This window comes from Mesorhizobium sp. M1027 (genome assembly GCF_040318745.1).
GTDB lineage: Bacteria > Pseudomonadota > Alphaproteobacteria > Rhizobiales > Rhizobiaceae > Mesorhizobium.
In genome coordinates this window covers 40,735-65,307 of record NZ_JAMYMW010000011.1, presented here as the reverse complement: position 1 = coordinate 65,307, position 24,573 = coordinate 40,735, and the positions used below count along the sequence as shown (strand labels likewise).

The 24,573-nt window shown below is 58.8% G+C and carries 22 protein-coding genes and 3 pseudogenes; 8 read left to right on the top strand and 17 right to left on the bottom strand.

Going from position 1 to position 24,573, the window contains the following annotated elements:
• The first annotated feature begins 3 nt into the window (after positions 1–3).
• Positions 4–210 (top strand): hypothetical protein, encoded by a 207-nt coding sequence (locus NKH50_RS21185; protein ID WP_352507569.1) that lies wholly within the window; start codon positions 4–6, stop codon positions 208–210.
• 22 nt (positions 211–232) lie between these two features.
• Here the strand turns inward: NKH50_RS21185 and NKH50_RS21180 are convergent.
• Positions 233–642: pseudogene (locus NKH50_RS21180) on the bottom strand (type II toxin-antitoxin system VapC family toxin).
• A gap of 184 nt (positions 643–826) precedes the next feature.
• Between NKH50_RS21180 and NKH50_RS21175 the strand changes: the two are divergent.
• Positions 827–1,847, top strand: a pseudogene (locus NKH50_RS21175) (LLM class flavin-dependent oxidoreductase).
• Positions 1,848–1,899: 52 nt separating this feature from the next.
• On the opposite strand, the gene NKH50_RS21170 reads toward NKH50_RS21175, so the two are convergent.
• The 3 genes from NKH50_RS21170 to NKH50_RS21160 all read right to left on the bottom strand — a co-directional run bounded on the left by NKH50_RS21170 (position 1,900) and on the right by NKH50_RS21160 (position 3,508).
• Entirely contained in the window at positions 1,900–2,382 is a 483-nt protein-coding gene (locus tag NKH50_RS21170) for an RES family NAD+ phosphorylase (protein ID WP_352507567.1), read from the bottom strand.
• Positions 2,379–2,813: an Xre family toxin-antitoxin system antitoxin gene (locus tag NKH50_RS21165; RefSeq protein WP_254819913.1), complete on the bottom strand. Its 435-nt coding sequence runs from the start codon at positions 2,811–2,813 to the stop codon at positions 2,379–2,381. The genes NKH50_RS21170 and NKH50_RS21165 overlap by 4 nt, the downstream gene beginning before the upstream one ends.
• A 68-nt stretch (positions 2,814–2,881) precedes the next feature.
• Positions 2,882–3,508 (bottom strand): CDP-alcohol phosphatidyltransferase family protein, encoded by a 627-nt coding sequence (locus NKH50_RS21160; RefSeq protein ID WP_352880824.1) that lies wholly within the window; start codon positions 3,506–3,508, stop codon positions 2,882–2,884.
• A 234-nt stretch (positions 3,509–3,742) separates the two neighbouring features.
• Between NKH50_RS21160 and NKH50_RS21155 the strand changes: the two genes are divergently transcribed.
• Positions 3,743–4,255, top strand: a complete 513-nt coding sequence (locus NKH50_RS21155) for a phosphatidylglycerophosphatase A family protein (protein WP_352507565.1) — start codon at positions 3,743–3,745, stop codon at positions 4,253–4,255.
• Positions 4,256–4,325: 70 nt separating this feature from the next.
• On the opposite strand, the pseudogene NKH50_RS21150 reads toward NKH50_RS21155, so the two are convergent.
• The 8 genes and pseudogenes from NKH50_RS21150 to NKH50_RS21115 all read right to left on the bottom strand — a co-directional run.
• Positions 4,326–4,466: pseudogene (locus NKH50_RS21150) on the bottom strand (aromatic-ring hydroxylase C-terminal domain-containing protein); the annotation flags it as partial.
• A gap of 203 nt (positions 4,467–4,669) precedes the next feature.
• Positions 4,670–5,527, bottom strand: a complete 858-nt coding sequence (locus NKH50_RS21145) for a protein-L-isoaspartate O-methyltransferase family protein (protein WP_352507564.1) — start codon at positions 5,525–5,527, stop codon at positions 4,670–4,672.
• A 167-nt stretch (positions 5,528–5,694) separates the two neighbouring features.
• Positions 5,695–7,326, bottom strand: coding sequence for an ABC transporter ATP-binding protein (locus NKH50_RS21140; RefSeq protein WP_352507563.1), 1,632 nt, complete (start codon positions 7,324–7,326; stop codon positions 5,695–5,697).
• Positions 7,316–8,200 carry an ABC transporter permease gene (locus tag NKH50_RS21135; RefSeq protein ID WP_352880821.1) on the bottom strand — a complete coding sequence of 295 codons (885 nt, stop codon included), beginning with the start codon at positions 8,198–8,200 and terminating at the stop codon, positions 7,316–7,318. Before NKH50_RS21135 ends, NKH50_RS21140 begins: the two co-directional genes overlap by 11 nt.
• Positions 8,197–9,243, bottom strand: coding sequence for an ABC transporter permease (locus tag NKH50_RS21130; RefSeq protein WP_352880819.1), 1,047 nt, complete (start codon positions 9,241–9,243; stop codon positions 8,197–8,199). Before NKH50_RS21130 ends, NKH50_RS21135 begins: the two co-directional genes overlap by 4 nt.
• A gap of 100 nt (positions 9,244–9,343) precedes the next feature.
• On the bottom strand, positions 9,344–10,951 hold the full coding sequence (locus tag NKH50_RS21125; protein ID WP_352880817.1) for an ABC transporter substrate-binding protein: 1,608 nt from the start codon (positions 10,949–10,951) through the stop codon (positions 9,344–9,346).
• A gap of 113 nt (positions 10,952–11,064) precedes the next feature.
• Positions 11,065–11,418, bottom strand: a complete 354-nt coding sequence (locus tag NKH50_RS21120; protein WP_292653661.1) for a Rieske (2Fe-2S) protein — start codon at positions 11,416–11,418, stop codon at positions 11,065–11,067.
• An 11-nt stretch (positions 11,419–11,429) separates the two neighbouring features.
• The gene (locus tag NKH50_RS21115; RefSeq protein ID WP_352694505.1) at positions 11,430–12,512 is read right to left on the bottom strand and encodes an amidohydrolase family protein; all 1,083 of its coding nucleotides are present in this window, start codon (positions 12,510–12,512) and stop codon (positions 11,430–11,432) included.
• 133 nt (positions 12,513–12,645) lie between these two features.
• Between NKH50_RS21115 and NKH50_RS21110 the strand changes: the two genes are divergently transcribed.
• The gene (locus tag NKH50_RS21110; protein WP_352880814.1) at positions 12,646–13,503 is read left to right on the top strand and encodes a LysR family transcriptional regulator; all 858 of its coding nucleotides are present in this window, start codon (positions 12,646–12,648) and stop codon (positions 13,501–13,503) included.
• 88 nt (positions 13,504–13,591) lie between these two features.
• The gene (locus NKH50_RS21105) at positions 13,592–14,671 is read left to right on the top strand and encodes an FAD-binding oxidoreductase (RefSeq protein WP_352880812.1); all 1,080 of its coding nucleotides are present in this window, start codon (positions 13,592–13,594) and stop codon (positions 14,669–14,671) included.
• Between the two features lie 706 nt (positions 14,672–15,377).
• Here the strand turns inward: NKH50_RS21105 and ligD are convergent.
• Complete coding sequence (gene ligD, locus NKH50_RS21100) at positions 15,378–17,999, bottom strand: non-homologous end-joining DNA ligase (protein ID WP_352880810.1); 2,622 nt, start codon at positions 17,997–17,999, stop codon at positions 15,378–15,380.
• Positions 18,000–18,392: 393 nt separating this feature from the next.
• Between ligD and NKH50_RS21095 the strand changes: the two genes are divergently transcribed.
• Complete coding sequence (locus tag NKH50_RS21095; protein WP_352507556.1) at positions 18,393–19,049, top strand: Crp/Fnr family transcriptional regulator; 657 nt, start codon at positions 18,393–18,395, stop codon at positions 19,047–19,049.
• Between the two features lie 562 nt (positions 19,050–19,611).
• A complete protein-coding gene (locus tag NKH50_RS21090) occupies positions 19,612–20,370 on the top strand; it encodes a LuxR C-terminal-related transcriptional regulator (RefSeq protein ID WP_352880808.1) in 759 nt (252 codons plus the stop codon).
• A 139-nt stretch (positions 20,371–20,509) separates the two neighbouring features.
• On the opposite strand, the gene NKH50_RS21085 is transcribed toward NKH50_RS21090, so the two are convergent.
• The 4 genes from NKH50_RS21085 to NKH50_RS21070 all read right to left on the bottom strand — a co-directional run bounded on the left by NKH50_RS21085 (position 20,510) and on the right by NKH50_RS21070 (position 23,690).
• Positions 20,510–20,776, bottom strand: coding sequence for a hypothetical protein (locus NKH50_RS21085; protein ID WP_352880806.1), 267 nt, complete (start codon positions 20,774–20,776; stop codon positions 20,510–20,512).
• Between the two features lie 156 nt (positions 20,777–20,932).
• Positions 20,933–21,586: a PIG-L deacetylase family protein gene (locus NKH50_RS21080; protein ID WP_352507554.1), complete on the bottom strand. Its 654-nt coding sequence runs from the start codon at positions 21,584–21,586 to the stop codon at positions 20,933–20,935.
• On the bottom strand, positions 21,583–22,398 hold the full coding sequence (locus tag NKH50_RS21075) for a sugar phosphate nucleotidyltransferase (RefSeq protein WP_352507553.1): 816 nt from the start codon (positions 22,396–22,398) through the stop codon (positions 21,583–21,585). Before NKH50_RS21075 ends, NKH50_RS21080 begins: the two co-directional genes overlap by 4 nt.
• A complete protein-coding gene (locus tag NKH50_RS21070; protein ID WP_352507590.1) occupies positions 22,395–23,690 on the bottom strand; it encodes a methyltransferase domain-containing protein in 1,296 nt (431 codons plus the stop codon). The genes NKH50_RS21075 and NKH50_RS21070 overlap by 4 nt, the downstream gene beginning before the upstream one ends.
• Positions 23,691–24,029: 339 nt before the next feature.
• Between NKH50_RS21070 and rfbC the strand changes: the two genes are divergently transcribed.
• Positions 24,030–24,569, top strand: coding sequence for a dTDP-4-dehydrorhamnose 3,5-epimerase (rfbC, locus tag NKH50_RS21065; RefSeq protein ID WP_352507552.1), 540 nt, complete (start codon positions 24,030–24,032; stop codon positions 24,567–24,569).
• Positions 24,570–24,573: the final 4 nt, after the last annotated feature.

Sequence of the window (24,573 nt, the reverse complement as noted above, 5' to 3'; positions counted from 1 at the left end):
AGCGTGGTCGCGGATTACATCGACGAGTTCATCATGTTCTGCGCCGGGTTGTGGATGGCTGGCGTCGGCTTCGGATTCTTCTCGGACCCCTCTCAAGCTCGCCCCGGCCAACGGCAGGCATGGTGGACGAACTTTGGAACCCATTTTAAATGGATGGGGCCGCTGTTGATCCTCATCGCGATAGTGCTCGCATTCGCGGCGCTTTCCTAGCGGACCCTATTCGGCGGGCTATTCACGAGTTCGGTGCGATCAGCTTGAGTGATGGAAAATAGGTGCGATAGCGACCAGCATCGCGCGTGAACAGCGGCAGCCCATTGACCGCGGCATGGGCGCGCCGATGAAGAAGTCAGGCAGCACGCCGGTGCTCAACCCGCTCGATCTCGCGTAGTATTGGGTAAAGACCTTTCCCGCGAGGAACAGTGCTGCCTATGGTATCGGAGCGATTTCGAGACAGCTTTGTCAAGAAACGCGTCGAGATCCTCGATGCGCCCCGTATCGGAAAGCCAACTCGGCATAGACAGCATCGTTGATCAACAGCGGTCCATTCAGGCTTTGCGCCTCAAGCTGGGCGATCGACCAATCCGCCCAGTTCGGATCATTGGTGACAAGATTGAGCAGAACGTTGGTGTCGACCAGCGTCACACCTCGCCACGCGTCCATTTTCGGGTAGCACATGTGCTTCTGCATTGCCAAAACTCGTCGCCTGCCCTCACTCCCAAATCGGCCGGAGCGGCTTTCAAGAGTGCCGTCAGGGCAACATTTTTGAAGTGCTTTGCTCCGCGTCGAAGCATAGTCTGCACTGTCTTCCCTCTAGGCTGGCTATTTCATGAAGAAGATTGGTTTCCTCTCGTTCGGGCACTGGACGCCCTCGCCGCAATCACAGACCCGGACGGCAGCCGACGCGCTTTTGCAGTCCGTCGAGCTGGCCGTCGCGGCCGAGGAGCTGGGTGCAGACGGCGCGTATTTCCGCGTGCATCACTTCGCGCGCCAGCTCGCCTTCGCCCTTCCCGCTGCTGGCAGCGGTTGGGGCGAAGACCAGCCGAATCGAGATCGGCACGGCGGTGATCGACATGCGTTACGAGAACCCGCTCTATATGGCGGAGGACGCCGGTGCCGCCGACCTAATCGCCGGAGGGCGTCTGCAACTGGGCATCAGCCGCGGCTCGCCGGAGCAGGTAATCGAGGGATGGCGCTACTTCGGCTACGCCCCGCAAGAGGGCGAGAGCGATGCCGACATGGCCCGCAGACACACCGGAGTGCTGCTCGAAGTGTTGCTGGGCAAAGGCTTTGCGCAGCCCAACCCGCGGCCGATGTTTCCCAACCCGCCTGGCTTGCTTCGCGTCGAGCCGCACTCGGAGGGCCTGCGCGAGCGCATCTGGTGGGGCGCCGCCACAAACGCCACCGCCGAATGGGCGGCGAAACTGGGGATGAACCTGCAGAGCTCCACGCTCAAATTCGACGAGGGCGGAAAGCCGTTTCACATCCAGCAGGCCGAACAGATCCGGGCTTTTCGTGAGGCCTGGAAGGCGGCCGGACACACGCGCGAGCCGCGGGTGTCGGTGAGCCGGAGCATTTTTGCGCTTGTCGACGATCGCGACCGGGCCTATTTCGGCGGCAACCAAAGCGGAGATCATTTCGGTTACATCGAGGCAGACAGGCTTGCCGTCTTCGGCCGCTCCTATGCCGCCGAACCGGACGTCCTGATCGAGCAGCTAAAGGGCGACGAAGCCATCGCCGAGGCCGATACGCTGCTGCTTACCGTCCCCAATCAGCTCGGCGTCGACTACAATGCCCACGTCATCGAGGCGATCCTGACCCATGTCGCTCCGGGCTTGGGCTGGCGCTGACGAGTTTGAGCAATCGACCGCAGGAGGCAGGAACCTCCCCTCCCGGCCCCGCTCAGGAACCGAACAGCCGCCTGTCCCAATACACGGGCTGATGCAGGCTGGCTGTGATCAAGGCAAACTCCGGATGGGCCGGATTGATCAACACGTTGTTGTCGAGGCGAGCCACGACGCTTGGTACGATTACGATCGCGCTGCGGCGCTCGATACACCAAGTCTCACCGAATTCCTTGCTCACCTTTGCCGGCATTACGTCCCAACCCGGCAGCGACGGCTGAGAAAAGGTCTCGTAGCTCAGCCCGCGCGGAACCATGATCTGGACGTAGTGCTGGTTGGGCGGCAGTCTGCCGCTGCCGTGCACTAGCTTTTCCAGCAAGGCAGTCGAATAATGCTCGCTGGCGTAGATCACCGGGCTGCCGGGCGTGTTCCAGCGGCCGGGCGCAATCGTCGAGCCCGTCGCGTCAAAGATCGGATAAGTGCCGGCAGGATCGCCGATCCTGAAGCACAGCAGCGTCCGATCGAGTATCTGCGCCGTCAAGCGGCGGTGCCGTACTTCAGGCCTGCAAGGATATCGATCACCAGCTCGGCGCCGATCTCGTTTTGGATGACCATTTCGATCGGGCGCCGGTCTTCCAGCATGGGATGAGGCCGAAATAGAAAGTCACGAGCCTCATCTTCGACCTTCCAGACGTCGAGGGCCAAGTCCCATACACGAGCAACTCGTGCCACCCGCATGCCCTCTTCCGAAGACAGTCGAAGAGCACCCCTCTTGCGACGTTCATAGGTTGCCTTTGGAACGAGGCGATATTTGAACTGGGCATCGGCCGGTGCCAGCAATTGTGAGACGCGTTCGAGCGCGCCGATGGGCAATCCGTCTTCAATTCGAGCCATCAGCCCGAATGGCGACCGTGCAGCCGTTTCCTTGGGCGGCAAGCCCAGCACGTCGGCGACATTTCCGAACGCCAGCATCATCACTGCCTCCTCATGTGAAGCATGATATACCTTCATGTGAGACTACGCGCAAGTGGGCTGCAGTCTCACGGCTGCTTTCCGTCGGCTCGTTTCAGCATCGTGAATGCGCGACTGATCCGTTGCAGCGCTGTGGCGTTGGCCAGCACTGCGTAAAGCGCGAACCCACCCGCCAGAATCCAGGGCGATGCCGCGCCCAGGGCGGCCGCGACTCCGTCGGCGGCGAGCAGCACGCAAATGAAAACCAGACGTTCCATCCGCTCGAAGAAATCCGGCCAACCATAGTTTTCCACAGGGATTTCCAGCGCCGTCCGCGCCTTGGCGTAACTTGTGAGTATCCCGCCGGCGAACGCGACCATTGCGATCGCCCACAGATCGGCGACCCAGCCGATAGCCGCAAAGACGGCCAATTCCTGATAGCGGTCGACGACAGCGTCGAAATAGCCACCGGCCTTGGTGATCATATTTGTTCGGCGGGCGACAGCACCGTCCAGCGCATCGAAGGTGAAGGCAAACGCCAGGCAAAGGCCAAAGGCAAGGCTTGAATGGTGATAGACGTAGGCCGCCGACGACAAAGCGACTAGCACGAGCCCACTGGCCGTAACCTGGTTCGGCGTCATGCCGATCCCGATCAGCGGAGAAGCGGCCTGCTCCCATAGCGGGTCGATGCGACTTTTCATGAGACCGGCGATCATGGCGGCTCCTCTGATGATGTCGTTTCACCGAGCTTTACCAGCAATTTGCGGGTTTGTTCCACCGTCGCTACCGTTCCAATTGGTCAAAGCGGGCCGAGACCGGGCTCAGCAACATTCCCAACTCGCCGCAACAGCGATTTCTTTCGGCGAATGCGGCCGGCGGATTAAGGCGCTCGCCAAGCCGACGGCGCAAATCGACCGGCGGTCTGGCGGCCGCGCCCGAACGATGTGACTATGACTGCTTGCCATCCGTCGGAAGCCGGCCGAAACTCGATGCATAGATTTTCACCCAAGTTTGCTTACCTGCTCGCGACCTCTCTTGGCGCGGGATTATCTCCAATATGGCCGGGCACGGCCGGCGCAATGGTTGGAGTGGCTGTTGCCGCAGCTCTGATACCGGCATCGCCTTGGCTGACTGTGCTTGCCTATGCGGCCCTGTTCGCCGTCGGCGTATGGGCGTCGTCGCATGTCATCTCCCGAACCGGGACGGAGGACCCGCAGATCGTCGTCATCGATGAGACCTTCGGCGCCGCCGCGACACTTTCCATGCTTCCGATCGACCCACTCTGGTGGGCAGCAGGCTTCCTTGCTTTCCGGTTTTTCGACGTCGTCAAGCCTTGGCCCATCCGTATCATGCACGACAAGGTAAGGGGTGGGGCCGGCATTATGCTGGACGATGCCGCCGCGGCTGTCGTCGCTGGGGCGTTGCTGCTCCTGCTGAACGGTTTGATTGACCATTTGCGGTAATGGCGACATTCGGTCTGCCAAGGCCACGGTGGCCCATCGGCGCGGCGGAACGCAGGAGGTATCCGCGCGCTCACCGACGGTGTTCGTGTGCCTGCGTGCGGAAACCAAACCCGTCAAGTGTTTCGATCAGCACCTGTACGGGATCAGGCACGCCGTGCGATGACCGCCACGCGACAAAGCCGTCCGGCCTGACCAAGACAGCACCGCCGCTTTCAACCCCGCGTGGGTCTGGTCAGTCGTCGGACAAGAGAAAGCCTGTGCTGCAGCCGGCCAGGACCGCGCCTGCAATCCGCACGCGCGGATCGGGGAAACTCAGGACGCAATGATGTTTCGGACCGCTCCCGATGGTATAGATCGTTCGTGGAATGCCGTGCCGCACGCTACTACGGTGACACGCAAGTTCGACATCGATCTCTAGGCTTTCGAAATCCAGTATGTGTCGGTCACCAACCAAGCGTTCTCGCTGCCATTTTTTGGTCGCCCTCGGTGATATTGCGCGAGACGGGTAACCTTGCCTCGCGCAGCCTTGAGGGCGGCCATCAAGGCCTTTTCTTCGTCACTGCGCCTGGCTCCGCTGCAGGGGTAAAACCCGCATGGCACAAGTGATCGTACGGGAAAGGTATCGCCAGCCCTTTCCAGAAGCATCATGAAGCCTCGTTGGTCTTCGCCCGTGAACGGCAGCGCCATCCGGCCAGCGTCGGACAAATTTGAAAGCCACCGTTCCGGCACGTGCGTCACTCCGGCAAAGGCGACAACGACATCGAGGTCCGGCAGATCAACTGCCTGCGTTGCATCACCGGATACCACTTCGACATGGGCATAATGAGCAAGATTGCTTTGCGCGCGCCGGGCGAGTTCTTCGTCGATCTCATAGGCAATCACGCGTCCTTCAGAACCCGTCAGTTCAGCGAGGATGGCGGTGAAATAGCCGACACCGGCGCCTACCTGAAGGACGGTCTGGCCGGGAGCGATGTTCACATGGTCGAAAACCAAGGCCCAAAGCGACGGCAAACCGCTGTTTAATCCGCGCTTTTCGTCAAGTGAGACCAGAACGTCGTGGTAAATCTCATGAAGTGCGGCTGAAGGGCTGGTATGGACCGCCCCGATCTGCAATCTCGAATGGATACGCCATGGTCCGTTGCCAAGGTAGTGTTCGCGCGGAACCTTTGCGAAGGCCTCGATGACCGCAGGGTTGTGCAAGACCGGTGACGAGACACGCAGGTCTTCGGCAAACCACCGGCGCGCTTCACTAGCATCGCTTCTTGTTGGCATGGACTATTGGCTCCCGAATTGCGCGTGTTCAATCATCATTTCAGAAGCCGAACGGCGGCAAAGGCTCGCTATCCTCGTATGGACGGTGCGATCGACCGCTGCTTCGCCCAGCGCCCACCGCGAAGCCTATAAGTCCTGGCGATATGGAAGAACACTTTGCCCGACGATCACATCCTCCGGCTGGCGAGCAGCCTTGTGAGCCAGTCCGGATCCATTTCCGGCACGGAGGACAAAAGCCGTTCGGTATAGGGTGCATGCGGCGGCGTGAGAATTTCGCTCTTTAATCCCTGCTCAACGACTTTACCCTGGTGCATGACCACAATTTCGTCGGCGATGGCTCGCACGGTGGCAATGTCATGGGTGATGAAAATGTAGCTCATGCCGAGGTCGCGCTGAAGCCGCATTAACAGCTTCAGAATTTCCTCTTGCACAATCTGGTCGAGCGCGGACGTGATTTCGTCGCAGATAATGAGTTCCGGGTCGGCGGCCAAGGCCCGAGCGATGCAAACGCGCTGCTTCTGACCCCCCGATAGTTCGGCCGGCAGACGGTCAAGGTAAGTTTCGCTCATCTCGACCATGTGCATGAGTTCGTCGATCCGCCGGTCCCTCTGCGCACCCTGGAGGCCAAGGTAGAACTCAAGCGGCCGAGCTATGACTTCTTCGACCGTCTGGCGCGGATTTAGTGCGTTGTCGGGCATTTGATAAATCATCTGTATGCGGCGCAGGATCTCTTTTGGGCGCGTCTTCAGGGTCTTGGAAAGGGTCTGGCCGGCAAAGGAAATCGACCCCGAAAGCGGTGGCAGCAGGCCGGTAACGACGCGGGCGAGCGTCGATTTCCCGGAACCGGATTCGCCGACCACGGCCACTGTTCTTCCACGTGGAACTTTGATGGAGACATCCTGAAGCACCTTGACCGCTCGGCCGTAGGCCGCCGTGACGTTGTCTATCGTAAGCAGATAGTCATCGGCCGGAACTTCGGGCTTTGCGAGCTTGCGCACGGCCCAGAGCGTTCTGGTATACTCCTGGCTGGGCGAGGCGAGCATCTGGCGCGTTTCTGCCTCCTCCACGGTAAGTCCATGGCGCAAAACCATGATGCGGTCCGCCATTTGCGCCACCACCGCCAGGTCATGCGTCACATAGATTGCAGCGGTGTTGAATTCCTCCACGATATTGCGAATGGAGGCGAGAACTTCGACCTGTGTCGTCACATCGAGCGCTGTCGTTGGTTCGTCGAAGACGATGAGGTCCGGATGGCAAGCCATTGCCATCGCGGTCATTGCCCGTTGCAACTGTCCGCCGGAAACCTGATGAGGATAGCGAAAGCCGATGGTCTCCGGATCTGGAAGCTGAAGACGGCGATAGAGATCGACCGCACTCCGGTTCGCTTTTTCTCGGCTGGCAATCCCATGAGCCACCACAGTTTCGACAGTCTGATCGAGGAGTCGGTGGGCTGGATTGAAAGAGGCCGCGGCGCTTTGCGCGACATAGGCGATGCGCGAGCCTCGGAGGCGGCGACGTCCTGTTTCGCTGATTGCCAGAAGATCGATACCGTCGAACAGGATCGAGCCCTTTGTGATCCGGCAGCCCGGCTTGGCGTAGCCCATCGCCGCAAGGCCAATGGTGGATTTGCCGGCGCCAGACTCGCCGATCAGGCCAAGAACCTCCCCCCGCTTCAGCGCCAGATCGACCCCGCGGACAATGGGATGCCACCGCTCGTCCGAGAAGCCTTCCACATGCAAATTGCGGATCTGAAGCAGATCCTTGCCTTTTTCGCGCAAGCCGGGGGCGCTATTTTTCATCCCGCAACCCACTTGTTGCGTGGAGGAACCAGTCGACGACGAAATTCACGGACACCGTGAGGAGGGCGATGGCGCCGGCCGGCAGCAGCGGCGTGACATCCCCGTAGGTGATCAGGGTTGCATTCTCGCGCACCATCGACCCCCAATCAGCGGTCGGTGGCTGAATACCGACGCCCAGGAAGGACAGTGCCGCGATCGTGAGGAATACGAAGCAAAATCGTAAGCCGAACTCCGCGACGAGCGGCGGCATGACGTTGGGGAGGATTTCCTTGGCGATGATCCACTTCGGGCCTTCGCCGCGCAATCGGGCCACCTCGACATATTCCATCACCGCCACGTTAAGCCCGACGGCGCGTGCGAGCCGAAAGACGCGGGTGGAATCGAGCAGCGCAATGATGATTATCAGGCTGGTGATCGACGAGCCGAAGATCGAGAGCAGTACCAGGGCGAAGATCAGGCTTGGGATCGACATCAACACGTCCACCGCACGCGACAGTATCTGGTCGAGCCATCCCCTGTACAATGCCGCGAGAAGGCCGAGCGAGACGCCGACTGCGAAGGAGAGCAATGTGGTCGCAACCGCGATACCGATGGTGTTGCGAGCTCCATAGATCAAGCGCGTGAGCATATCGCGGCCGAGCTGGTCGGTTCCCAGTTTGAACTGCTGGCTCCACGGTGCGAAGGCTTCGCTGAAGACCTGCGTTTCGCCATATGGGGCGATCCAGTGCGCGAACACCGCAACGATGACATAGCCGAGGATCACGAGGATGCCGAACCAGGCACTGAAGGGTGCTTTCTTCAGCGCCGTTTTGGCCCGGGTGGCGCGCGAGTGCCTCAGCCTGGGAACCTGAGCGATGGGTTCGTAGCTGGTCATCGTGGATGCAAGAGCCTTGGATTGGTGGCGATGGAAATGACATCGGCAGTCAGATTGAGGAGGATGTAGGTCGCCGCGAAAATCAGGGCGCAGGCCTGGACAACCGGAACATCCCTGGATTTGACCGCATCAACCATCAGCTGACCAATGCCGGGATAGACGAACACCACTTCGACCACGACCACTCCGACGACGAGATAAGCCAGATTGAACGCCACCACCGTGACGATCGGCGCCCATGCGTTGGGCAAGGCGTGCCTGAGTACGATAGCCATGGGCGACATTCCCTTGAGCCGCGCCATATCAATATAGGGACTTGCCAGCATGTTGATGATCGCCGCTCGTGTCATTCTCATCATGTGCGCCACGATGACGAGCGTAAGCGTGATCGCCGGCAAGGCTACTCTCCAAACATGCTCCCAGAACGGCGTCTGGTCGTTCACATTCGACAATGTCGGAAACTTGGGAACTGCATTGAGTATCCAGTTCAATGAGACCGCAAGCCAGTGTGGCAGTGATTGTGCGAACTCGGATCCGATGAACGTGTCGCGCGAGATGACGAGATAGGCAAGCATATAGGCGACGAAAAACTCCGGGAACGAAATCGTTGTCAGCGTCACTGCGTTCACCAGCCGGTCGAACCAGCCATTGCGGTAGAGCGCAGCGAGGATGCCCAGTCCCAGGGCTAGCGGAACTGCAATCAGCGCGGTCATCGATGCAAGGAACATCGTATTGTAGAGGCGTGGCGCGATGATGTCGGCGACGGTACGCCGGTACCCGGTGCGACTGGCGAATGAAGAGCCGAAATCACCGTGGAGCATCTGCCCGACCCAGACGAAGTAGCGCTCGACAGGCGGACGGTCGATGCCGATTTCTCGCTGGAAGGCGGCGACCGTTTCGGGTGTCGCCGATTGCCCGAGCATCGCCTTGGCGAAGTCGCCCGGCAGCATTGCAATGGCAGAGAAGATAATGATGGACACGATGAACAGCGTGACCAGGCCGAGGCCAAGGCGCTGCAGAACCGTTCTTGCGACGGGGTTCATGGGTACGCGTTTCTCGTTGCTGCCGCCGCCCTGCCACACCAGTCAGGGCACGCGGTTGCAAGCCGGAGCCTAATAACCATCGCGGGTCCGACCCGCACTTTCACGCAGTGGCAATCCACCAGCGTTCGGCCATCTTCAGTCCATCGTTCTCCCAGTTCGGCGCCACCTCGCCATGTGCTAGCTTGCTGGATTTGGCGCTGACGAAATTGTTGAACACCAGCACGATGCTGCCGCCATCATCATGGGTCAGTTGCTGCATCTCGGCATACATTGCCGCCCGCTTGGCCTCGTCCGTCTCGGCGCGCGCCTGGACAAGCAACTCGTTGAAGCGGGGATTTTTCCAGAACGACTCGTTCCAGCTGGAGTCTGCGGCGAAGGCTTGCGTGAACATCCAGTCGGCCGTCGCGCGACCGCTCCAATAGGAAGCGCACCAAGGTTTCTTGAGCCAGACATTGTCCCAATAGGCGTCCTCGGCCTCACGCACGACGTTTACATCGATTCCGCACTGGGCTGCCGTCTCGCGGATGAGCGCAGCCGCGTCCACCGCGCCTGCAAAGGCGGCATCGGCGACCGACAGGTCAACCTTCAGCTTTTCCATTCCGGCCTTTTTCAGATAGTGCTTGGCTTTTTCGGGATCAAAACTGTGTTGCGGCTGCGGATTCGTAGCGAATTTGATCGCCGGCGCGATCGGGTTGTCGTTGGCCACAGTGGCGTGGCCGAGAAATATCTTGTCGACGATCTCCTGACGGTTGATCGCCCATTTCAAAGCCATTCGGACGTCCGGATTGTCGAACGGCGCCATCGTGACATTCATCGGTAAGGTATAGTGGCCATAGCCGGTGACCTCGACGATCTCCACCTTGGGGTTGCGTTTCAGCATGCCGAGAGTCTTGAGGTCGGCGCGGCCAATATAGTCCACCTCCCCTGTCGATAGCGCGGCCATGCGGGCGGCGAGATCGGTGATGGCGATGAACTCCACCTCATCGAGGTAGGGTTTGCCGTTCTTGAAATAGTTCGGATTGCGCTTGAGTTTGGCCGAAACGCCGGGCTGGAAATTCTCGAGCACGAAAGCGCCGGTGCGAACGCCCGATCCCCAATCCGCCTTGCCGTCCTTGGCCGGCATGATGACCAGATGGTAGTCACTCATGATGTAGGGGAAATCGGCGTTGCCGCTCTTCAACGTGAAGACAACCGTCTCCGGGCCATCCGCCTTGATGCTTGCGACGGGCTCAAGCAGCGGCTTCGCCGCCGATTTGGTTTCGTCGCCCATATGATAGCGCAGCGAAGCCACGACGTCGTCCGCCGTGACATTCTTGCCATTGTGGAAGGTTGCGCCCTTGCGTAGCTTGAAGACCCAGGTTTTGGCCCCGTCCGACGATTCAAAGCTCTCGGCAAGGTCCGGTTGGACGTTGCCTTTCGCGTCGACCTCGGTGAGGCTGTTGGACATAGAGCCAGAGAACGCGGTCTGTGTGAACGTATCCAGGTAGCCGGCCGGATCGATCGAATCTGTCGTTGCGCCATGTGCCATGCCGAGCTTAGCGAAGCCGCCCTGCAGCGGTTCGGCCCGCGCCGTGCTGACGAAGAGCTTGTCCGCAGCGGTGAGCGTCAGCCCAGCGGCCAGCCCAAGATGAATGAAGTCGCGACGGGAAATCTTGCCGCGACCAATCAGGCTTTGAGCGATACCAAGCTTGTATTCAGATTCTGACATTTGACTCTCCCATTGCGGATTTTCCGCGTTATTGTTCGTCACGCACCCTGTGTAGAAATCTGCTTGTTAGCTGCGATCACCCTTTCTTCTGACTGCTCAAATCCGCACCTCAATCAGGCCGTCACATAGATGCTGCCCGCCTCGACAGTGACTGGAAATGTGCGCGCGCGAACGGACGGATCGACCAGGGCCGCGCCTGACTTGATGTCGAATTCCCAGCCATGCCAGGCGCAGCGCACGATCTCGTTTTCGCGGTGATAGATGAATTGCGCCTCTTCGACCGGTGCAGTTGTTCCGCATTGCGGTCCCTCGCAAAGCGGAGCTCCACGGTGCGGACAAACATTCAGCAGCGCGTGGAATGAATCTCCGATGCGAAAAACGCCGACCGAAAGGCTGCGGATCTTGGCGATGAAGGGAGATCCGGTTTCGATCTCGTCGACTCTGCAGATGTATGTCTTCTCGGGCATCGTGTGCTTCCTCAGGCGGCATTCGCCGCTTGCGCGCGAGGGATGCGCTTGTAGACCTCCAGCGCGTTCAGCCCCATGATTTTGCTCTTCCAGGCAGGAGGGATTTGCAGCGTGTTGGCATCGTCGTAGTCCCAATGCGGATAGTCGGAGGCAAACATCAGCGTGTTTTCACCGTCCATCGCCTCGAGAGTGGACCAGAGATGCTGAATATTTGCGGGCTGCTCCAGCGGCTGTGTGGAAAAGCGGATGTTGCGCCGGCAATATTCGGAAGGCAGCATCTTCAGCCATGGCGTCTCTTTTCGTAGGGCTTTGTAATCTGCGTCCAGGCGCCACAGCACCGACGGCACCCAGGCGACGCCGCATTCGATGACCACGAAGTAGAGGTCCGGCCATTTTTCGAAGACGCCATGCGCAATCATGCTTGCGACATGCGAAATTGCCGACATGTGCAGGATAGCATGGGTCTCCCAGAAGAATGTCGTTGGCGCAGGAGCAATCGCAGTCGAATTCACGCCGCCATGGCCGCCCAGATGTATGGCAAAGGGCAGCCCCACCTCGGCGCATGCTTCGTAGATCGGATGGTAAAACGGATCGCCATAGGGCTTGACGGAGCCTTGCGAGGCAAGAACCTGAACCATGCGCGGATGATTGCCCAGGCGGCGTATCTCGGCGGCCGCGAGCTTCGGATCCTGTGGCGCGATGATGATCGAGCCCATGAAGCGGTCGTCCTTCGGCAGCCATTGGTCGATCTGGTAGTCATTATAGGCGCTGACGAGGGCGCTGGCATAATAGGGATTGGCGAGAGTGGAAGCCTCGATCGGCTCATCGCCAGTCAGGATCGCCACATCGACCTTGTACTTGTCGAGGTGCTTCTCCTTCATGATGAGATAGTTGTCGGCTTCCGTCTTCGGACGGACGTCCTTGCGGGAGAAGTCCTGCGGATGAAACCAGGGACGATGGCCATGCGGGAAGGCGCCAACGGGACCTGTCTTCTCGCCTTCGACGAACATGTCCTTCCATAGGCCGGAAAGGTAAGGCTCCAACACGGTCGCGCTTGACCAGTAATTGTGACAATCGCAGTCGACTATGAACACGTTGCTCAGCTCCGTAGCTTCAGCCTGGTCGATCTGCCGGCCGATTTCACCGAGTGCAGCTTCGGCCTTGAGTATTGTTTGATCAAGCTTATGATCCTGCGCAATATGATCGACTTTTTCGATCGGAGGTCGCGTGCAGCTAGATCACATCGAAACCTTTCTCGACATCATCGAGTCGCGAAATTTCAATCGTACCGCCGATCGGCTGGGGTTGACCCAGTCGACGATCAGCACCCGGATCAAGAATCTGGAGAGCGCGATCGGGTCCGAGCTCTTCCAGCGCGGGCGCGCCGGTGCTGAGCCGACAGCCGCCGGACGGCGGTTCGAAGCCTACGCCAGGTCCTTGCTGTCGACCTGGTCGCAAGCTCGACACGACGTACGAGCGTTCAACCGTTTCGAGGGCACCTTGCGCATCGCCGCACAGGTGGGCATGACCCGCTCGGTCCTGCCCGGATGGGTCGAGACATTGTGCCAGGCGCTTCCAAAATCCTCGATCCATGTCGAGTCGGATTATTCGAACCAGATGGTCAGCGACCTAAGCATGGGAAATCTGGATATCGCCGTCCTTTATGCGCCTCGCTACCTGCCTGAGATCGCCTACGAACATTTGATGGTGGAGGAATATGTGATGGTTTCGACGGCTGCCAGAACGCTGTCCGACGTCGACCCTGAAACCTACATTCGCCCGGGCTACACCGCCGTGCTGGAAAAGACGCACGCAGAACTCCTGGCCCAACTGGCGATCTGCCGGCTTTCGACGGGATCGGAAACTCTCGCGGAGATCATGCTGCGGCGAACGGGCGGCACCTGCTACATGCGCAGCGATGATGCGCACAGGTTCACAGCTGAACTCCCATCGTTCCTCGTCGAGGGAGCGCCGACGCTGCACCAGCCAGTCCATACCGCGATACTCGCGCGCCGCAAACACGAACCCATTATTCGCAAAGGCATCCGAGCCCTCCAGGTGGCTGTCATGTCACTGGAAGTTTAATCGAAATCGCCGATCATAAAGGTAGGATTGCGCGGCTGTTCAGCGGATTTTGAAATGGCATCTTGGCTCGACTTCAAACCCGAGTTGAATGATGAACGCACACGCCGACTTTGGGCCTTCCGGCTTCGTCCCCACCAAGCGTCATCGGCAGTGGGCCCAGAGCACGCCGCAACTTGTGCTCTGCCGGCGCGTGATCGACGAAACGCACGATGTGAAAACATTCGTTCTCACACCCGCTTCAGATCGGATGTTCTGCTTCAGCGCTGGCCAGTATGTCCTGGTGCACCTGAGAATCGACGGTGCCGCGGCGACGCGCTCCTACTCTGTTTCGTCACCGCCAACGCGACCGCTCGACCTTCAGATTACCGTGAAACGGACGCCGGGCGGGCTCGTTTCGAATTGGCTCCATGACAATTTGAGGCCGGGCGATGGGATCGAGATCGAAGGGCCGCTCGGCTCGTTCAATCTCGACGATCTGCCGCATGGAAAGTCCCTCTTCCTTTCGGGTGGCAGCGGGATAACTCCCGTCATGTCGATGCTGCGGGCACTTACCGACCGCGCAGCCGACCAGGATATCCACTTCATTCACAGTGCGAGAACGCCGGACGACATCATTTTTCGGCTCGAACTGGACGCACTTGCCGCTCGCTTTCCCAATCTTCAAGTGACTTGCATTTGCAGTCAGGAAGACCCAGCCTGGACCGGTCCAACCGGACGCATTAACAGTCAGATGCTCCTGAACCTGGTTCGCGATCTCCACAGCCGCACCGTTTTTGCCTGTGGGCCGGAATCCTACATGAAGGCGGCACGCGGCTGCCTGGCCGCAATCGGCCTCGCCCCTTCACAGTATCATGAGGAGAGCTTCGGAGGCGGCAACAATTCGCGTTCGGTACTGGCTTCAGAGATTTCGTCTTCGGTCCGCTTCGCCCGCTCCGGCATTGCGCATCACTGCGCGCCTGGAGAGACCTTGCTCGAAGCGGCGCGCCAATGTGGCGTCTACGTCCCGACCGCCTGCCAGCAGGGAGTTTGCGGTACGTGCCGGATCGCCAAGCTGTCCGGCGAAGTCGTCATGGATGACGTAGGCGGGCTGACCTTGGAGGACAAATCGGCAGGCTACGTCCTGGCGTGCTGCAGCCGCCCACAAGGCGACGTTTTGCTTGATCTCTGATTGTACCGCATCGCGGGACGACATCGGGTCAGCCTTTGCATTCCACGACCAAGCCATACTAATGCGACCGCAAGTGATTAGCGTTTCGGAACCTGTTTTTCCGCCTACCACTTTCATCAGCGAGATCGTTTTGTACATGATCGCCAAGGGATGGGTGCCCAATTGGCTGCCTTTGCAACCAAGACAAAGGCAAGTGGTGGTCAGCCCAGCCGGATCCTTCGCAGCTACTCGGATGGGGTGGCGAACCCGGTGACTTACAGCATCAAACGATGTCTGCCCGACTCGTAAAGTTGTCCGAGCCGAAAGGTGACGCCCCGCCAAACTAGGAAGCCGATCTGACAACAGAAGGCAAGAGCTCCTGGATCATCCCTTGCCCGCGCGGTCCAACTGCGGCCACCCGATGCTTCGCAATTGAATAGCCGCTTCCCTCAACTCGCAGGGGACTCCCGGCGTCGGATTGAGGCAGGCCTAAGTGTTGGCAGCGGCCTTAGTATAGAGGCAATGACTACGCTCTCAAGTTGGAGCGCCCAAACAGAGCCACGGAAAAGCCGTTCATCGGAACCCGGATCTCATGAGATCCGGAGCGTCCACTCTCCGCCACCGCAATCGAAATCCGTTGTTTGTGAATATCCAAACCAACAAATCAGGTATCTTCCATGAGGCTCGTCTCCTATGCATGAGGCCCTGTGCCGGCCAGCCGGCTTAACTACTTGCCTTTTTTGAGGGTTCGGCGCCTCGATGTTCCGGCGTAGGCGGGGCGTTCGGCTCCCAGGTCTTTTGCTGACTTGTCGTCGCGCAAACCTTTGAACGCAGCCTGCCTAACATTGCCACCGCGTGTCCAGCCCGCCATTTCGATTTCTGCAACAAGTTCCGGTCTGGTCCAAAATACGGCCGGATCTTCTTTTGGGGCTCCATTGCCGGCGAAGGGCGACGTCTTAGCCTCGGCAGCCTTTAGACGTGGGAGAAGCTGCTTGACCTTCGCCTTACTGTAGCCCGTCCCTACCCGGCCAATGTAGGCGAAATGGTCACCGCGATTGACGCCAACCAACAACGACCGAAACTTGCCGTTGGTGGATGACCACCCCCCGATAATCACTTCATGGCCAGACCGACATTTTGATTTCGCCCAGCCATCGCTTCTGCCCGACACGTACACCGCATCGATCTTCTTCGAGATGATGCCCGCAACTCGCAGGGCCGCATGACCGCTATTTGCGAAGTGTTCCACATAACGGACGAGCTGACTGCCCTCCCCATGATGAACATTGCTTAGCATCTGTTTCAGGCGCTCCTTCCGGGCGCAGAGCGGCATTTGCCGCAACTCGCCAGCGTCATCGAACAATATGTCAAAGGCAAAGAAGACAAGGTCATTGGTTCTCCTCAGCGACAAAGCTGCCTGTAGGGCGGAAAAATCCGGCGCTCCGTTTTCGCCATGCGCCACGATCTCGCCATCGATGATGACATCGGGAAGGCTTGACGCCTCTTTTGCAATTGCCGCAAACTTGTAGGTCCAATCCAGGCCTTTGCGCGTCTTCAGCGTGACGGCGCCGGCTTGAACACGCAGCTGGATTCGATAGCCGTCGAGCTTAATCTCGTGGACCCACTCGCGCCCACCAGGGGGTCGGGACAGGGTCTCGCACATTTGAGGGGCGATGAACTCCGGCATTCTTGCCTCGGCAGTGCGCGAGGCAGCTTTCCGGTGGGGCTGGGACGGCTTTGCTTTTTTGGTAGCACGCTTGTCCCTGGGTGCGCCCGGGTTACTGTCCCACACGACGCCGCCACTGCCTGCTGCGAAGCCGCTCATCGCAAAAGGTTTTGTGCCTGCACGCTTTCCGGCGCCGATCGTCGCCACAGTTCGGCCGGAGGCCTCCGCCAAGACCGCTTCGCCATCACCGTCGCGAGCTTGTTGATCGCTATGCTTGATCAGTAGCCAGTTTGATCGTTTTGCTGCCATGGTGCGCCGAGCATGCGTCCTCGTGGCGGCAACGACGGCAAATGCGGTGAAGAAGAGAATGCCTGGATCGGCGCCGCCACCTGACACTGAGCCGGCAACTATGCTGGCGAGGGAAGCGTTTCTGACGCTCGTCACGACTGCATCGGTCTCCGGGTCCACCCATTTGCGTACCCGGCCCATTCCGCGGACGACGACACCGAGCATGATGGTCATCAGGAGCGATCCGAAGACGCCAAGCTGGGACAGAACTGCGATCGGCCAGCTCGATGCCCTCGAACTGCCGAAACCGACGCCAAGGCCACTGGTGTCCAGGAAGGATTGCAGGCTCTTGATGTTCCAGTAGGTGCGCTCCTCGCCGGAGGCAGAATCCGCCTTGTTGATAATGGTGGCGTTTATTAGCTTGACGAACGGTTCTAGGACCTCGGCATTGTAGAGGCTGATGCCTATTATGGCCACCACGCCTGTGGCCATTAGCGCGGTTATCAGTATCTCCTCGCGCTGAACCTTCCCCCTGAGGACCGAAAGCAACGTCGAGAAGGCGACCGGAATGCACAGGAGAATCAGACCAGCGTAGGCGGTCGATGATGTCGACAGAATGGTCAGGAAGAGCAGGACGCCTGCCAGCCACTGGGCAAGGCGTGATTTAGTCTTTCTCCAGTACGTGTAGCAGAATGCCAAGCAGGCGAGGGAAACGCCAGCGAAGGAAGAGGCCTCCGAAAAAGGTCCCGTGATCCGAACGAATCCTGCCTCGACCGCCTCCGTTATAAGGGCGTAGTTCGCGGTTCTGATCGGGGAGAGCAAATCTCCCGCCCCAGCGTTCTTGCCAATGAAATCGACCAGCCCCATGCCTGTGTGCAGACCGCACCACAGAAAGAAGCCGCGGCGGACCTGATCGATCCTGTTGGAGTGCAGCAGCAGCGCACAAAGCGCGATGGCGGTGAGCCCGCCAAGAATGAAGTAGCCCGTCTGGGAAACGTTGCCCGAAACCGGCGCGAGAGAAGCTTCGACGACGGCGCCGCGGGTTTTCGACTGTACGAAGACGGCGGTCTGTCCTGCGAAGAATCTTGGAAACAGCCATGCTCCGATGATTGCGTACGCTATGAGGCTCGTGAGAACCCAAACAGGGCGGATGCTTCCGAATACGCTGCCAAGGTCGAACCAGATGCGACGCCTTGCAGTAACCGCCATGACGAGCAGGGCCGCAAACATGGTGTAGATCAGTGGAGATGATCCACCTAAAAAGGTCAGGGTCATGAGGGCCGTCGCGCCGAACGCCTGGGAAGCTATCAGGCCTATGATCAGCATTCCCCTGGAATAGTAGGCAACGACCAAAATAGCCGCGCACACCAGCAAGCCCGGTAAAGAGACCTGCATTGTTGATCGGCCCTCCCGCTTGGTTTGGCCCTGGTGTGCGCACGCAGGACGCTGTCCGGCGGCTCATCTTTCGGCAGGTGGGTATTCCGGGCAAGAGAGCCAAAGGGCGTAGCCTAAGATCCCGCAACTGCAGGACGCGGCAGGCACTCCTCCTTACGGTGGATACTCGGAGGCTTAACCGCCCTTGCAGCACCCCTAGCTAGACGCAGTTTACCTCATTCAAACAGACGAGGACAGTGGGCCAGCCTGCCCCTAGGGTAAGAGGTCGTTCTGTCGAAATTATCCGGGAGATAATGGAGATTACATTGAAGGTGATGGGAAATAGAAGCAGCCTCGTGATACTCCATGCAAACATTATTGCAGTTCATAAGCTCTCATCCCATAGGGGGGACATTGTCAAAGAACGAGTGGGGGAACGACGATTTTCTCGGTGTTACCGCAAAAATCTACAAACCCCATTCGGTGATATGCCGCCAGGATGACGACAACAGCGAGATATTCATCGTAAAATCGGGTTGGGCCATCCTTTACCAGGGATTACTGGACGGAGAACGGCAGATCATCGACACTCCTCTTAGGGGGGACATTGTCGGTTTCCGTGGTGCGGACGGACCCCGTCTAGCGTCACTGGCGGCCATAACCGAACTAGCCGTTTATGAAATTTCCAGTAAGGAACTGGTAGAGGCGATCTTGTCGGACGGCCGCCTCGGCAAGAAGATCGCCTACTCCCTGGCCCGCCTGAACGCCATCCTTGCCGAACATCTTATGAATACCGGGCGGCGGAACGCGATGAGGCGCACGGCCCATTTCCTGCTCGAGTTGGAGGAGAGGCTCTCCATGGTTGGGCTGTCGGCCCATGGAAGATATGATTGTCCCCTTACCCAAAATGAACTGGCCGACATTCTTGGAATGACCACCGTTCACGTCAACCGAACATTAAGGGAACTTCGCAAGGCCGATCTCGTCTCTTTCAAGTCAGGCCATGTAGAGGTGATCAACCGCAAGAAGCTGGTTGAAACAGCCGGATTCGATAAAGAGTATCTCAGGTAACGGGTATCTCTGTTCGAGCGGCAGCGCATCGGCCATCAGTAAATTTTCCGCTGGGAGACACGACGTTTGCGGACAACTGGTCGTGCGCCGCATACCTGGCAGGGCCGCGTATGTCTCGACGGCGGCAGCCGCGACGGCAACACGGTCTGTCGCGAGGACCGGCGCACTGCCGAAATATCTGCAAGTGCCCACATAGTACAGGTAGACCAAGCGTTCTCGAGCTAAAGCGTTGGGCCGCTTGGCCATCGCCAGCAGGCAGTCGAACGTCGATCGCTAGTGCCTGCGGCGGTCCATGCCTGCGTCTTCAGCCAGATTGCAGTCCAGCTCGGCATGGGATTGTCTAAAAATTATGAAAAGACAACCTATGTTAGAGACTGCTTAATAATAAACCTTACACTTCCCAAGCTGGTCTCGCTGAGGGCGGAGAACTGCAAAAGGGTTTAGTGGGGTAATCGAGCCTCGACCTTTCACAAGGCGTGGTATCAAACCTTCAATGCTAGGGAATGAGGATACTATATCGGCCGCCGCAAGGCGGCTTGTTCGGGAAAGAGTGGGTATTGATATGGATTCCACAGCAGAACTGCATAACTACACTTCGGCCAATCGGTCAGGAGTTCCGTCCGACGGAACGGAAAGCGTCCGCGGGCAAGCAGGCAGGGAATGTCTCCTCATCCTGGACGGAAGAGCCTTAGACCGCGAGTGTCTCGCATCGGCTCTCGTGGACCACGATGTCGGCATGCAGGTCGTCGCCATGGGTTCGATCGGCGAATGGCGCGTGAAGAAGGGTTCGGCCCTTCCCCTTGCAGCCATACTCTTCAACCTTGGCGGCCGGAAGGTCACCGATCATGGCATCGCAGACGAGATCAGTCATATTTCGTCCGAGTTCAAATCAGTTCCTGTGGTCATCCTGGCCGACACCGAAGAGCTTGCACAGATACTGACCGCTCTCGAATGCGGCGCACGCGGCTACATTCCGACCTCAGTCGGTATCGACGTCTGTGTCGAGGCTATCAACCTTGCGGCAGCGGGCGGCATCTTCGTGCCAGCGAGCAGTGTCCTTTCCATGCGGCACCTGATAGATTCGGGCAGTCGCGACACGCAGCCTTTGACAGGCATGTTCACGCTCAGGCAGGCCGAGGTTGCCCAAGCGCTTCGGCGCGGCAAGGCGAACAAGATCATCGCCTACGAACTGAATCTGCGCGAAAGCACCGTGAAGGTCCACATCCGAAATATCATGAAGAAGCTGAAGGCGACCAACCGCACGGAAGTCGCCTACAAGGTCAACGATCTCCTCGCGGAAGGAACTCTGGCTCAAGAGTGACCCAGGCATAATGCTGCCTGCCTTGGGTCCCGGAAGTCGAAGGGCCTCCGTCATGGGTCTTCGGCACGATCGTCAGTTTGCCCAGTTGAGCGTAAGTCGGGTTAATTGCTGCCGCGGAATCGGCCGCTCAATCTGCAGTCTAAGCAGGCTCGGGATAGGTGTGTCTGCCAACCCATCGTATGGCCTCCTCGATCGTGTCGAAATTCTTGTGCTGCCCGCTCAGCAGCCCGAATCCCGTCTCGAGAAACCATTTGCCTTTCGTGGAGTAGACTTCCTCGTCGATCTGGGTAAGGACCGCCACCAGTTGGTCGCGTTTCCACACCAGAACTCCGGCTTCTCCGCCATCGACCGTTCCGATCCGGACTTCGCTGAACGACAATCCAGAAGCTATTTTTGCTTTGCCCATTTTGATGTGAACCCCTCAAATTCAAAATGGTAGTAAAAATTCGTTATATTTAATGTATGTATTCTTTTTCTTATCAACTCAGGCGGTGAATACAAGCTGTTTCACTCGATCAATTCGTGGATCCACCCTTATTCACAGGAGAATATGGGCCAACTGCTAAAGAATTTTGATCTTCCGGAGCGTGAAGGCCTCGGCGAAATGCTCTGGTGCTCGGCATTCCATTCCGCGCAACCTCGCAAGCCCGGCGAATGTCTCGCGGTCGAACCAGTCCTTGGAGCGCTGCGTCCCGAAATGTTCGTAGAGGAGCTCGATCTTGCGCTTCAGCACGTCGGCCGTGAGCGGCACGTAGGCATTGGGCTGGCAAAGGTCGCCATCCCATTTCGGGATCTCGTACTCGAGCACTAGATGATCGCGGAAGACGTTCCAGGTCAGTTGGTTAACCTCCCGGTGGTCCTGATGGGCGTCGAACCTGGCGTGGGTTAACACTACGTCGGGATCAACCCGTGATCTTACATCCGTCAGCCACTGCTTGATCGATCGGCTATGGGCAGGGAAGTAGCTGTCTTCGAAATCCGCAACGTCGACAGTGGACGAGCTCGATCCTTCGAGGAACGCTTCGGCCGAAGCCCTGGCTTCCGCGACCCGTCGACCGCCTGCGCTCAGCACGCACCAGCGGACGTCCAGTTTGACGCCCGACGCGATCAGGCCGAGTATCGTGCCTCCCGCACCGATTTCGATGTCGTCGGAATGGGCACCAAGGCAGAGGATCGAGAGTTCCTCCCCGCGACGTGCGAGGCCAAGCCCCCTCATGATACGGCCAGCAGCACATTGCGCCTGTTTTTCTCGGCGGTGACCTTCATATTCCAGGGCATGTCGCCCTTTTCGACCATGTCTTCGAGTGATTGCCAATCGCGCAGCGTGTCCATCGAACGCCAGAACCCTTCGTGCTTGTACGCCATCAGCTTGTTGTCAGCGATGAGTCGTCCGAAGGGTTCGAGAACGAGTTCCTCGCCGTCGCGTATGTAGTCGAAGATTTCGGGGCGGAATACGAAGTAGCCGCCATTGATCCAGATCTCCGACGTTTCCGTCGTGCGGAACTCGCGCACGCGGCCGTCTTCCGCGATGTCGGCCAAGTGGTATGTCAGCGGCGCGTGCACGGCAAGGAAGCAGCCGATCTTGCCGCTGGCCTCGAACTTCGCGATCATATCGTCGAGGTCGACATCGGTCAGGCCGTCGGAGTAGTTGGCCAGGAACATCCTCTCGTTCCTGACGTGATCCCGCGCGGCCCAGAGGCGCTCTCCGATGTTGCGCCAGATGCCTGTGTCGAGCAGGGTAATGCTCCAGTCCTTGACGATGTCGCCAAGCAGCTTCACGTCTTGGCCACCATGGGTGACCACGCAATCGGAAAAGGTCTGTGGCCGGGTGTTCAGAAAGAAATCCTTAATGACGGTTGCCTTGTAGCCCAGGCACAAGACGAATTCGTCGTGTCCGTAATCGCTGTACCACTGCATGACGTGGCGCAGGATCGGCTGCTGGCCGAGCGGAATCATCGGCTTCGGTATGCTTTCGGAATAGTCCCGGATCCGGGTCCCGCGGCCTCCGCAGAAAAGGATGACTTTCATCTTGGTAACTCCGATGAATCGATCACTGTCACGAAAGGAATTGGCACCACGAATTTCGCGCCCCAAGCGGCGACATGGTGCATCTGCTGGACGATCTCGTCCTTCAGGTTCCACGGAAGGATTAGGATGTAATCTGGCTTGGCCTGGTCGATCGCGTCGATGGGCTTGATTGGGATGTGCATGCCCGGCGTGAAGCGGCCGTGCTTATATGGATTGCGGTCCACCGTGAAATCGAGGAAGTCGGTGCCGATAGCGCAGTAGTTGAGCAGCGTGTTGCCCTTGCCAGGCGCGCCGTACCCGCAGATCCTCTTGCCTTCGTTTTTAGCCGAAATCAGGAACGCTAGGAGATCTCGCTTCGCGCGCTGCGCCTTGTAGCCGAAGGAGGTGTAGGTCGTCATTACAGTCAGCCCGTGCCTCTTTTCACGGTCGAGGAGTTCGCCGACATTGTGATCCACGGCCCAGCTGCTGCCCTCGTTGGCGAGATAAACACGCAGCGAGCCGCCATGGGTGGGCAGTTCCTCGACATCAATGAGCCGCAACCGGTGGCGGGCCGCCATCAGATCGATCGTCAGCAGCGAGAAATATGAAAAATGCTCGTGGTAGATGGTATCGAACTGGTTCTCGGCCATCAGCCGCTCGATGTGCGGGAACTCGAGAGTGATTACGCCCTCTGGTTTGAGAAGGATTTTCATTCCCGCGACGAAGTCGTTGAGGTTCGGCACCTGCGCCAGGACGTTGTTGCCAATGATGAGATCGGCGTGAAGCCCTTCGGCCGCCATTTCATTTGCCAGCCGCGCTCCAAAAAAGTCGACTCGGGTAGGCACGCCCTTCTCGACCGCAGCGCGCGCAACGTTGGCCGCCGGCTCGACGCCAAGCACGGGAACGCCGAGCGGCAGGAAGTGCTGCAGCAGGTAACCGTCGTTGCTTGCCAGTTCCACCGCAAAGCTGTGAGTTCCAAGCCCAAGCCGCTTCGTGATCGCCTCGCAATAGGCTTTCGAGTGGGCTACCCAACTTGTCGAGAAAGAAGAGAAGTAGGCATATTCGCTGAAGATGGTCTCGGGGCTCATGTACTCCTTGAGTTGCACCAGGTAGCAGCTGTCGCAGACCAGTACTTTGAGCGGGTAATAGAGTTCCATCTGGTCGAGCTGGTCCGGCCGCAGGAAGCCCTCGCAAGGAGGCGACATGCCTAGATCAACTAGTGTGTGGCACAGGCGCGATCCGCAAAGTCTGCAGCTGGCAGTCCGGCGTGCCCCGTTATGGTCGCGAACGATTTCGACAGCCTGAATGTTCATTCCGTGCTCCTGTCCCGCCGGTTTGAAAAGACGGAGACGCATTGGCCTGACCAAGAACCTTTGCCGCCGCACTCCGCAGGAGGTGCTTCTTTTATGGCAGCGGCAGCTTAGGACGGTGCGCGCGCGGGTTCGATTTGCCAATCCGTTGGGTTGCCTTAATCCTAATAGGCAAACCGTAGGGGCAGTGAAGCCGCCAAGACCCTCGATCGGGTAAGCGACCGGCCCGGCATACCGCTATCGGAGAAGCCACCTAAGACTTAGGTAGCTCTTCCAGCCCGAGCGGGCGATGCCAACAATTGGACTGCCGGCCCTTACCCGGCAACTGGGGCTAAGGTTGACATGCAGTTTACCGAAACGGAGCTGAAGGGTGTCTGGCTGATCGAGCCGACGCCGGTGATTGACGACCGCGGTTCCTTCACCCGCCTGTTCTGCGAAAAAGAAATGGCTGATTGCGGGCTGGTGACGCGCTTTGTCCAGCACAGCCGCGCTCATTCGGTCGAAAAGGGAACCCTCCGGGGGCTGCATTATCAAGAGGATCCGTATGCCGAGGTAAAGCTTGTCTCCTGTGTCCGCGGCGCGATTTTTGATGTCGTCGTGGACTTGCGCCTGAACTCGCCGACGCGGCACAGCTGGCTGAGCTTCGAGTTGACGCCCGAAAACATGAAACAGGTCTACATCCCTGCCGGGTTCGCCCACGGGCTCCAGACCCTGACGAAGGACGCCGAGGTCTCGTATCTCATATCGCAGTTCTATACACCCCACGCATCGAAAGGCGTCCGCTACAGCGACCCCGCCATTTCGATAAACTGGCCTTTGATGCCGACCGCGATGTCGGAGAAGGACAGGACGTGGCCGCTGGTCAAGAAGCCGGTCCCCTAATGAA